General features: G+C 37.6%; 8 protein-coding genes and 3 tRNA genes. 2 read left to right on the forward strand and 9 right to left on the reverse strand.

Annotation, left to right across the window (positions count from 1 at the left end; translation table 11 throughout):
• The 3 genes from HWX04_RS07220 to HWX04_RS07230 form a co-directional block, all read right to left on the reverse strand.
• Positions 1-249 (reverse strand): GTP-binding protein (locus HWX04_RS07220; protein ID WP_245410059.1); only part of this gene is annotated, 249 nt, incomplete at its 3' end.
• A gap of 184 nt (positions 250-433) precedes the next feature.
• Positions 434-507: transfer RNA gene (locus HWX04_RS07225), tRNA-Gly, on the reverse strand.
• Positions 508-538: 31 nt separating this feature from the next.
• Positions 539-622, reverse strand: a tRNA-Tyr gene (locus HWX04_RS07230).
• A gap of 204 nt (positions 623-826) precedes the next feature.
• Here HWX04_RS07230 and HWX04_RS07235 point away from each other — a divergent pair.
• The gene (locus HWX04_RS07235) at positions 827-1,657 is read left to right on the forward strand and encodes a TrmH family RNA methyltransferase (RefSeq protein ID WP_175869475.1); all 831 of its coding nucleotides are present in this window, start codon (positions 827-829) and stop codon (positions 1,655-1,657) included.
• Here the strand turns inward: HWX04_RS07235 and HWX04_RS07240 are convergent.
• The 6 genes from HWX04_RS07240 to HWX04_RS07265 form a co-directional block, all read right to left on the reverse strand.
• The gene (locus tag HWX04_RS07240) at positions 1,654-2,382 is read right to left on the reverse strand and encodes a rhomboid family intramembrane serine protease (RefSeq protein WP_175869476.1); all 729 of its coding nucleotides are present in this window, start codon (positions 2,380-2,382) and stop codon (positions 1,654-1,656) included. The genes HWX04_RS07235 and HWX04_RS07240 overlap by 4 nt on opposite strands.
• A gap of 1,308 nt (positions 2,383-3,690) precedes the next feature.
• On the reverse strand, positions 3,691-4,116 hold the full coding sequence (locus tag HWX04_RS07245; RefSeq protein ID WP_175869480.1) for a DUF2155 domain-containing protein: 426 nt from the start codon (positions 4,114-4,116) through the stop codon (positions 3,691-3,693).
• A gap of 88 nt (positions 4,117-4,204) precedes the next feature.
• Positions 4,205-4,603, reverse strand: coding sequence for an NADH:ubiquinone oxidoreductase subunit NDUFA12 (locus tag HWX04_RS07250; RefSeq protein WP_175869477.1), 399 nt, complete (start codon positions 4,601-4,603; stop codon positions 4,205-4,207).
• Between the two features lie 181 nt (positions 4,604-4,784).
• The gene (gene gatB, locus HWX04_RS07255) at positions 4,785-6,284 is read right to left on the reverse strand and encodes an Asp-tRNA(Asn)/Glu-tRNA(Gln) amidotransferase subunit GatB (RefSeq protein WP_175869481.1); all 1,500 of its coding nucleotides are present in this window, start codon (positions 6,282-6,284) and stop codon (positions 4,785-4,787) included.
• 126 nt (positions 6,285-6,410) lie between these two features.
• A complete protein-coding gene (gene tig, locus HWX04_RS07260; protein ID WP_175869478.1) occupies positions 6,411-7,844 on the reverse strand; it encodes a trigger factor in 1,434 nt (477 codons plus the stop codon).
• 134 nt (positions 7,845-7,978) lie between these two features.
• Positions 7,979-8,061: transfer RNA gene (locus HWX04_RS07265), tRNA-Leu, on the reverse strand.
• A 168-nt stretch (positions 8,062-8,229) separates the two neighbouring features.
• Between HWX04_RS07265 and trmFO the strand changes: the two genes are divergently transcribed.
• The gene (gene trmFO / locus HWX04_RS07270) at positions 8,230-9,642 is read left to right on the forward strand and encodes a methylenetetrahydrofolate--tRNA-(uracil(54)-C(5))-methyltransferase (FADH(2)-oxidizing) TrmFO (RefSeq protein WP_175869479.1); all 1,413 of its coding nucleotides are present in this window, start codon (positions 8,230-8,232) and stop codon (positions 9,640-9,642) included.
• Positions 9,643-9,838 lie beyond the last annotated feature (196 nt).

Below are 9,838 nucleotides of genomic sequence, written 5' to 3' on the forward strand. Positions count from 1 at the left end.
ATAGTCTGCGTGTCCAGGGCAATCAACGTGGGCATAGTGACGATTTTCCGTTTCATATTCAACGTGTGCTGTAGAAATGGTAATACCACGTGCGCGCTCTTCCGGTGCTGCATCAATTTGATCATATGCTTTAAACTCACCAAAAAACTTCGTAATCGCTGCTGTCAATGATGTCTTCCCATGATCAACGTGACCAATCGTACCAATATTAACATGCGGTTTTGTACGTTCAAATTTGCTCTTCGCCATCGCTATTAATCTCTTGTTTTATTCTCTATCTTTGTTAGCACCTAGAAACAGAGGCCTGCAGAACTGAATTCAACTGGACTGTATACTAGCCCAATCACCACAACTCTTAGACGGAAAATCCCGCCCACTTTAATAATGGAATATCTTCCATTATACCTAACTTGCCTAATCATCAACAACCATTTGGAGCGGGTAGCGGGAATCGAACCCGCATATTCAGCTTGGAAGGCTGCTGCTCTACCATTGAGCTATACCCGCATGACCCACGTACTAACTCTCCTTCGATGAATGGTGGAGGGGGTTGGATTCGAACCAACGTAGCATACGCAACGGATTTACAGTCCGCCCCCTTTAACCACTCGGGCACCCCTCCATTACACCGGCAAAGTCGCGCGATGAGGCATCATGACAATCATCTTGAACACTCATTCAATTCAACTGATTGTGAAGTGGTTATGACGATTACGATTGTATCTGTCAACAGAATAAATACAATTCTGTACAAATTTCCTGCTCATAATTTTAAATCATAGATTTTTTCTAGCTATTTTTCTTATTAAAACGCTATAAAGAAGCTATGAAAGAAAAAACATCACAAAATTCTCATTATGCTCGTTTACGTCACCGATATCGCGATACAAAAGGCTCTCCTTCTCGATCTTCTACACACCTGAAGAAGGAAGCCGCTCCTTTACAGCAAGGGATAATCCATCTTTATGGCATCCATGCTGTGCAGGCTGCTTTAAAAAACCCAAAAAGAATTTTTAAATGTCTTTACGTTACACAAAATGCCTTAAAACGATTAAATATATCCGAATCAGATTATCCTTGTCCTGTTACAGTATGCACTCCCAAATATCTTGATTCGCTCGTTGGAAGTGAAGCCGTTCATCAAGGGGTTGTTTTGGAGACTTCTCCTCTCAAACCATACAAACTATCGGAACTAACCAACACTGATCTGATCATTGTCATGGATCAAATTACTGATCCACATAATGTTGGCGCTATTATGCGCTCTGCCGTTGCATTTAAAGCTAAGGCACTGATTACCACTTGCCGTCATTCCCCCCAAGAAAGCGGTGTTCTTGCGAAAGCGGCATCAGGGGCTCTAGAAATGATTCATTATATTACCGTACGAAACCTCGCTGAAACTCTTCAAGAACTCCATCAAACAGGTTTTACAAGCTTCGGACTCGATTCAGAAGGGGATCAACCTCTAGAAACAACACTAACAGGAAATAAAATTGCTCTTGTTTTAGGAGCAGAAGGTAAAGGTCTACGAAAAAAAACACGTGAAACCGTTTACGCCTTAGCACGTCTTGATATGCCTGGAAATATTAAATCATTAAATGTTTCAAACGCAGCAACAATAGCACTTTATGTGACGCATAAATATCTTAGATTCTAGCTTTTATTTTTTTGTGAAACATCAAAAAAGCCAACCAATAAAAAGCCCGTAAGAAACCCGCCAATATGCGATTCCCATGCTATTGAGATACCATTTTTTTCAAACAGAAAGGAAGAAATACCTATGAGAAAATCAGCCGCCAGCCATACACTTATATAAATGAGTATGCCCTTGGAACAAAGGGCTTTTTTGATGGATAATAAAATCCCCAAAGGTTTTTCATGCTGCACATTAACACCTAAACCGCTGGGAAATCCGTAACGTGCAATAGCCCCCATCATGCCAGATACGGAACCTGATGCCCCAACAAGTGCTATGATACTTTCTTGATGAAATATAAAATAAGTCAAAACAGAAATAACTGCCGTTAACACCCAAAAAATTAAAAAACGTAAAACACCAAAATGCCTTACTAAAGGAGTGCCAAAAACCAAAAGCCAAATCATATTAAGAGCAACATGTTTAAAACTACCATGCATAAATGAATAACTCACCATGGTATAAAAAAATGCGATAGGATTCGTCTTAAACAATGCTGGTGTAAATGAAAAAAACTCCAGAATTTCAACATAAAGCTGATGAGAGAAAAAATACTGAGGAATGCAATAAAGACAAAAACAACATACGATCAAGACAATAATAATCAATGGAACATTCAATAAAGGCTCTTTAGGTTGTCTCGGCAATTGGAAAACATTCTTATATTGATGATTAGAAACTTTCATTGGATAAAATCTCTTATTCTTAAGAATAACTGGTTATTCTGTACACAAAATAAAAATACCACTGTCCAGTGGTACGGAATCTTTTAACGCCTCTTCGAGGCACCCTTTTAAAATTTTAATAGCTCACCATAAAAATACGTGTCTCTTATAAACAAGATTTTGAAAAGTATGGATATCAAAAATATGATTTACAAAATGAGTGACATTCTGCTTATTGAAATGTGAAGTTTGTCATGTAATATACAACAACTTATGAAGCACTCTATCATAAAAATATCAAATACATACATGTTGCTTTTTGCCAGAAATATACCAATTTTTGCATTTTTTTAATCACGCTATACTTCAATTGAAACTTTAAATCATCTTAAACCTCAATTGTTCCAACAACAGAGCTTAAATTGCTTTTACTCTTTGAACGAAAAAAGAAATCTCCACGTGCATAAAGGCCTAGCAACACATTTGTTTTCCCTCGATATAATCACCAATGTTTCATAAAACGCATTTGACATGTCTGTCTCCCCATAAAGGCAAGATTTTGATTTATAATGATAATTTAGTTTTATTCATATTGAACTAGACCTCTAATATCGTAAGGTTCTCTCATCCCAAACTTGTTTATATTAAATCAACCAAAACCATTTGCTTGCATGTTAAAAGAGAGAAGAGTGGTGGTGATAAAAACTGTACAAGAGAGGAATAAAAATACCTCTTATGAAGATTCTCAAGTACCCAGAACTTGTCGGCAACATTGTAGGTGGGCTCAAGTATGTGATAGTGTTTTCTTGTCCCTTCACAAGTGTAAAGATGGGGGATACTCGATAGATTTATCATTACACCATTCATGAGCACGCCGTCGCGAAATGGATGTGACAAGCCTTAAGAGAGTTCTTTAAAATACCCCCGTAAATATACAATATAGTGACGTTCTTTCTTCATGAGGAGTATGACCTTATTAAAGGCAAAAGAGTTAATTCATCTCTTGAATAAATATGAATAAGCCTTTCATTTCTACCTCTAACAGATATAAATCAAGAATTGTCTCCAATGAACACTCGAAAAAAATAATATGCTGATTTGCATAGTGCATCCTATAATTTAAATGGTTTATGAGAGAAACTTTCATTCCTTTCTTAAACAACCGTATCCATACATCCCCCACTTGTAACAAATAAAGCAATCGTTTTGATCGTTTCAATACAAGAAAATTTGCAATGAGAAAATCAGAGAAATTTTAACCTCCCATTCAAATTGTAAAATGATAAACTATCATTATAAATCAATGTACTATAAATAGATAACACACTATTACTGAAGAGGTAGATTTTGAGAATTCTGTTTACAATCTTTTAACCACACATCATAAATAGGATGCTCAACAGCGTTCAAACCAGGGCTATCTGCAAACATCCATCCTGTAAAAATACGCCGTATTTTTTTATCTAATGTTACTTCATTGACTTCAATAAAACCTGTTGTACGTGTTGGTTCATCTTTAGAGCTCGTATAACAAGCACGGGGTGTTACCTGTAATGCACCGTACTGATAAATTTCACCAAGAGAAACTTCAAAACGCGTCGTCCGCCCCGTGATTTTATCAAGACCTGCAAAAACAGCAATTCCATTGCTAATACGTTCAGCCCGCCCCCCACTATTTAAGAATAAAAATACTAAAATTCCCATTAAAACAATATATATAAAACGCCTCAACCCTAACAATGAAAAAGACCTCATCATATCAAAACCAATCGCACCTTAAAAATAATTCTTGTTATAATGTAGAGCCAAATAAGACAAAAATACACGCGCCCATTAAAACATTTTATTTTTTAGGTGACCACGCATCATAATCTTCACGCACGCAAGGGCGCTCATCATTGTAAGGAATAGCCCCTTTCGGTCTATAGGCCTCACTTGTTCCTGTCATATTTGCAACGTGAGGTTTTTCCCATTCATAGGGATGATAATCCTCCTGTGTTGGTGGATTATCAAAGCGATGATGAATCCAACCGTGCCAACCTGGTGGAATAGTAGAAGGTTCAGAATAGTCTTTATAAATAACCCAACGGTGCGGATAACCATCCTTATGATGTCCCCCTTCATAATATATATTTCCAAATTGATCTTCCCCTATCCGCTTCCCTTTGCGCCACGTAAAAAAACGCGTACCGACGGTATTACCATCCCACCAAGTAAAAATTTGTTTAAAAAAACGAGCCATTTTCTATTCTATTTCTTAAGTATGCTCATGAAATCAATCGCTGGAATAAACTTGTCAATGTTTGAAATTACCAAAAAAGTTACTGGTAAATTCAGCTACAACTCCAATTGATAGGATAATTTTTCATCCCTTAATTTTAAGAAGATATCATATTTATAGATTCTTCTCCACCCTATAAAATTTAATCTATGCCAAGTTTCATCTTAACGAATTCATTAACAGTTTGAGGATTTGCCTTACCACCTGTTGCTTTCATTACCTGCCCAACAAACCAACCTGCTAAAGCAGGTTTTTGCTTTGCTTGCGCAACTTTATCAGAATTATTGGCAATGATCTCATCAACAGCTCTTTCAATAGTCTTTGTATCTGTTACCTGCTTCATATTGCGTTCTTCTACAATTTGGCGTGGATTTCCTCCCTCATTCCAAACAATCTCAAAAAGATCTTTGGCAATTTTTCCAGAAATAACCTCTTCTTTTATAAGATCAATAATACTTCCCAACTGATTTGGCGATACTGGTGACTCTTCAATTTCACGATTATCTTTATTTAAAGCCCCTAAAAGATCATTAATTACCCAGTTGGCAACTATTTTTCCATCACGACCATACGCTACTTCTTCAAAATAATCAGCAATAGCTTTTTCTGTCACAAGAATGGAAGCATCATACACTGTCAACCCCATTTCTTTAACAAAACGTGCTTTTATCGCATCAGGCAATTCTGGTAAATCCGCAGCCAAAGCATCTACAAATGCTTGATCAAATTCTAATGGTAAAAGATCAGGATCAGGAAAATAACGATAATCATACGCTTCTTCCTTTGAGCGCATAGAACGCGTTTCACCTTTAGTAGCATCAAAAAGCCGAGTTTCTTGCTCTATGACGCCTCCATCTTCTAAAACTGCGATCTGACGACGCGCTTCATACTCAATCGCTTGACCAATAAAGCGAATAGAATTAACGTTTTTGATTTCACAACGCGTTCCAAAAGCTTCTCCAGGACGACGAACAGATACATTGATATCCGCACGCATAGAACCTTCATCCATATTACCATCGCAGGTCCCTAAATAACGAACAATCGTACGCAATTTTGTCATATAAGCTTTGGCTTCATCTGATGAGCGCATATCAGGTTTGGAAACTATTTCCATAAGTGCAACACCAGAGCGATTAAGATCCACAAAAGACATCGTTGGATGTTGATCATGCATCGATTTTCCAGCATCCTGTTCAAGATGTAATCTTTCAATTCCTACCGTGATATCTTCAAATTGACCATTCGAATCTGGACCAACAGATATGATAATTTTCCCCTCTCCTACAATGGGATAGCGAAACTGAGAAATCTGATATCCCTGCGGTAAATCTGGATAAAAATAATTCTTACGATCAAAAATAGATTTTAAGTTAATACGCGCTTTTAATCCCAAACCTGTTCGAACTGCTTGACGAACACATTCTTGATTAAGAACAGGCAACATCCCTGGCATAGCCGCATCAATAAGTGATACATGATTGTTCGGCTCTGCCCCAAATTTGGTTGATGCTCCTGAAAACAGTTTCGAATTTGATATGATTTGCGCATGAACCTCCATACCAATGATGACTTCCCAATCACCTGTAATGCCAGAAATAAAACGCTTAGAATCAGGAGTACGCATATCAATGATGCTCATTGCCAATCCACTACCAATATTTTTAAACATATCTCATGGTTTATCTCAAACCATTCAAAGTGCAAGCTTAGAATATAATATCACAACAACCCCGATTCCATCGGGTTTATTTTGTTTGCCGAAATATCAAGCTTTTTTAGGAGCCTTTTTCTTAGTCGATGTTTTCTCTGCAGACCTTTCCTTCTCTTTTACTGCAGATTTTTTCTTTGCCGGCTTTTCTTCAGGGACATCTAATTCATCATCCTCTTTCATCAACTCTTCAATCGTCACTTCTTTATCTGTGACTTTTATGTGTGCTAACAAATGATCAATGACCTTTTCTTCAAAAATCGGAGCACGCAGATTTTCAACAGCTTCCGGAGTCTTACGAAAAAAGTCCATAATCTCTTTTTCTTGTCCAGGATATTGACGAACTTGCTCAAAAACGGCCGCTTTTAGCTCATCCTCACTAACTTTAACACCAACTTTCATTCCAATCTCAGAAAGCACCAAACCAAGACGAACACGACGTTGCGCAAGGACACGATATTCCTCCCGTGCCTTTTCTTCTGTAATGCCCTCATCTTCAAAACTACGCCCAGCCTTTTTCAAATCATCATTAACTTGAGCCCATATATTATTGAATTCAATTTCTAAAAGTCCTTCAGGAATCTCAAAATCATAATCAGCATCTAAAGCATCAAGAATTTGACGCTTAACTTTTTGACGTGTCATTGAACCATATTTACTTTCAATCTGTCCACGAACAACCTCACGCAAGCGATCTAGAGATTCCAAACCAACTTTCTTCGCCGCCTCATCATCAATTTTCAATTCATTTGGGCTAAAGACAGCTTTGACAGTAATGTCAAACTCTGCTTCCCGTCCAGCTAAATGTGCAGCACTGTAATTATCAGGAAATTTAACAGAAATCGTTTTTGCATCCCCAGCTTTTACACCAACCAATTGCTCTTCAAAACCAGGAATAAATTGTTTTGATCCAAGAATCAGTTGTGCATCATTATCTGCCCCACCTTCAAATGGCCCCCCCTCAAGCTTACCCAGATAATCTATGGTAATACGATCACCTTCTTCAGAAGATCCCTCTTTTAGGGAATAATTACGCGTAGAAGAAAGGATGCGATTGACTTGATCATCAATATCCTTTTCAGGAATAGCTGCAATTTCGCGAATAACTTCAATATGTTCAAAGGCTTTAATTTCAATTTTTGGTAAAACTTCATACTTTAAACTAAAAGTAAAATCGGCTTTTCCATCTAGAATTTTTTCATCTTTATCTATATCAATTTTTGGCTGCATCGCTGGACGTTCATTACGGTCCGCTAAAACAGAACGTGGCGCATCACTCAGTATCTCATTGAGAATCTCTGCCATAAAAGATTTACCATACATTTTTCGCAAATGCCCACCCGGCACTTTACCGGGACGAAAACCATTAAGCTTAATCTTACCCTTGGTATCATCCAATCGTTCATTCAACTTTTCTTCTAAATCTTTCGCTGGAACCACGATCTTAATTTCGCGCTTCAGTCCTTCATTAAGCGTCTCGGTAACCTGCATTAAACACCTTCATTTTTCTCAAGGAGAGGGATAAACCTTCTCTAAATCATCATTACATTCTAACACTTTGTGTTACATTACCATGAAGCGGAATTCCAGATACGTAGAAATCCGTAGCACTTAAGGGATTGCTTTGGTGCGGATGGAGGGACTCGAACCCCCACGGTCTCCCGCCAGAACCTAAATCTGGTGCGTCTACCAATTTCGCCACATCCGCTCAAACTTAGCAAGCTAATAACCTTATACAAGCGGCGTTTCTATACCATTAATTATAGAAAAAAAGCAAACAAATATATTAAAAAAACTCAATACACCTCTTTCTTACAAAGAACAAAAATAAAATCTATGCTTTTCATACACGGCTACTTACGCTAATAAGTCGACTATGTTAAAGACATTTGATACTCCAATTCATATTATCGGTGGCGGTCTTGCGGGGTGTGAAGCAAGCTGGCAAATCGCTCAATCAGGCATTCCTGTTATTTTGCATGAAATGCGTCCCCAAAAAAAATCAGATGCCCATAACACCGATAAATTGGCAGAACTGGTTTGTTCAAATTCATTTCGTTCTGATGATTCATCAACAAATGCAGTAGGGCTTTTACATGCTGAAATGCGATTAGCAAAATCCTTAATTATGAAAGCGGCTGATGCCAACAAAGTCCCCGCGGGAAGTGCTCTTGCTGTTGACCGTGATGAATTTTCAAAAACTGTGACATCAGCCCTTGAAAATCATCCGCTTATAACGATCAAACGCGAAGAAATTCAAGAGATTCCTAAAGATTGGAAACATGTTGTCATTGCAACGGGGCCCCTTACCTCACCTACACTTGCTCAAGAATTAAAAGCAATAACCGGTATAAAAGCTCTTTCTTTTTTTGATGCTATTGCACCTATTATCCATACCGATAGTATTGATATGAATATTTGTTGGTATCAGTCTCGTTACGATAAAATTGGTCCTGAGGGAACAGGAAAAGATTATCTAAATTGTCCTCTCAACAAAGAACAATATGAAACATTCGTTGAAGCACTAAAAAATGCAGAAAAAACAGAGTTTCGTGACTTTGAAAAAATGCCTTATTTTGATGGGTGTCTCCCCATTGAAATTATGGCTGAGCGCGGACTTGAAACCTTAAGACACGGTCCTATGAAACCTATGGGTCTAACCAATGCCCATAATCCAACCGTTAAACCCTACGCCGTCGTTCAATTACGCCAAGATAATAAACTCGGAACGCTTTACAATATGGTCGGCTTTCAAACAAAACTGAAATATGGTGAACAAGTCCGTATTTTTAGAATGATTCCCGGTCTTGAAAAAGCAGAATTTGCACGTCTTGGGGGTCTTCACCGCAATACCTATCTCAACTCTCCCCTCATTCTTGATCAAACCCTTCGTTTAAAACAAAAAAAACAACTACGCTTTGCAGGACAAATTACCGGATGTGAAGGTTATGTAGAATCAGCGGCCATAGGGCTTCTTGCTGGACGTTTTGCTACTGCCGAATATCATCATAACTGTCCTTGCCTTCCCCCACAAACCACGGCATTTGGGGCTCTTTTGAATCATATTACTGGGGGACACATTATAGATGAAGAAGCAGAAAGACAGTCTTTTCAGCCAATGAATATCAATTTTGGACTCTTTCCCCCTATTACTTCTCTTAAACATTCAGGACAACGCTTGCCAAGTAAAGAAAAAAAAATAGCAAAAAAACAAGTTATAACAGAGAGAGCTCTCAATGATTGTATTCAGTGGTTAACAGATAAAGAATCAAAGCGCTCCTGTTTATAAAAAACACACGATTCGCTTCTCCTCTACTGAATAGATTTCTATGACTCTCGTAAAAAAATTATTCTAACCTCTTGTTTAAAATACTGTCTCAATCAATAAACACTGTTCTATATTTCATTATTTATTCAACAATGTAAAAGATATGAAATAATTTTTGCCTATAGAAAAATTGTTTAATATACTTCACTAATATAAT

The sequence above is a fragment of the Bartonella gabonensis genome, from assembly GCF_903679515.1.
In the GTDB taxonomy this organism is placed as follows: Bacteria; Pseudomonadota; Alphaproteobacteria; order Rhizobiales; family Rhizobiaceae; genus Bartonella; species Bartonella gabonensis.